This is a genomic window from Streptomyces sp. NPDC006265, assembly GCF_040613555.1.
In the GTDB taxonomy this organism is placed as follows: domain Bacteria; phylum Actinomycetota; class Actinomycetes; order Streptomycetales; family Streptomycetaceae; genus Streptomyces.
Genome location: NZ_JBEXSH010001544.1, coordinates 1 through 1014 on the forward strand (window position 1 = coordinate 1; position 1014 = coordinate 1014).

At 71.1% G+C, this 1014-nt stretch carries 2 protein-coding genes; both read left to right on the plus strand.

The window, feature by feature from the left end; genetic code table 11:
* The coding region (locus ABZ281_RS50480; protein ID WP_356665688.1) for an inositol monophosphatase family protein at positions 1-362 on the plus strand (362 nt) is incomplete at its 5' end.
* Between the two features lie 128 nt (positions 363-490).
* Positions 491-883 (plus strand): CBS domain-containing protein, encoded by a 393-nt coding sequence (locus ABZ281_RS50485; RefSeq protein ID WP_298553661.1) that lies wholly within the window; start codon positions 491-493, stop codon positions 881-883.
* The last annotated feature ends 131 nt before the right edge of the window (positions 884-1014 follow it).

The window sequence follows — 1014 nt, forward strand, 5'->3', positions numbered from 1 at the left end:
AGGACCGGTGCGGCCTTGCGCACCAGCAGGCGCACACCGGCGGCGAACTCCACGCACTGCCGTATGTGGCGTCCCCAGTACCTCGGGTCCCTCGCTTCCTGGACCTGACCCGCGAGGTGTGGCGCACGCGCGCGTACGGCGACTTCTGGCCGTACATGATGGTCGCGGAAGGCGCCGTCGACATGTGCGCCGAGCCGGAGCTGTCCCTGTGGGACATGGCCGCCACCGCCATCGTCGTCACGGAGGCGGGCGGCACCTTCACCGGCCTCGACGCCCGTCCGGGCCCCCACAGCGGCAATGCGGCCGCGTCGAACGGGCTGCTGCACGACGAGTTGCTCGGGTACCTCAATCAGCGCTACTGAGCCCCCCGTTGTTACCGAGCGCCCCCTTGTTGACCCTCCCTTTACCTGCCACTCTGAGAGTCCCCCGCTTGTGAATTCGTGAAATTCTGAACGAACGGCGGGGAGACTCCCAGGAGGTGGCTCCATCCATGCTCGTCCGTGACGCCATGAGCACTGTCGTCCTCACCATCGGCCCGACCCACACCCTGCGCCAGGCCGCAGCACTGATGTCCGCGCGCAAGGTCGGTGCGGCCGTCGTCCACGACCCCGACGCCGGTGGCATCGGCATCCTCACCGAACGCGACATCCTCAACTCCGTGGGCCTGGGCCAGGACCCGGACGCGGAACGCGCCCACGCCCACACCACCACCGACGTCGTGTTCGCCGCTCCGGCCTGGACCCTGGAGGAGGCGGCCGCCGCCATGACACACGGCGGCTTCCGGCACCTCATCGTGCTGGACGGCGGCGAACCAGCCGGCATCGTCTCGGTCCGCGACATCATCCGCTGCTGGGCACCGGCACGACAGAAGGTCCCGGCGTAACCACGCGGAGGGGGCCGGCCCGCCGAGGGGGGCCCGCCCCGGCGGCACCGCGAGCGGGGCACCGCCGGATGTTAAGCGGCGGCGGGCCAGGTCCCCCGGCACCACCCCCGAGTCGGGCTGGACCGAGGCCC

Coding starts and splice junctions, on each gene's coding strand:
- ABZ281_RS50485 (WP_298553661.1), top strand. CDS start 491: ATGCTCGTCCGTGACGCCATGAGCACTGTCGTCCTCACCATCGGCCCG.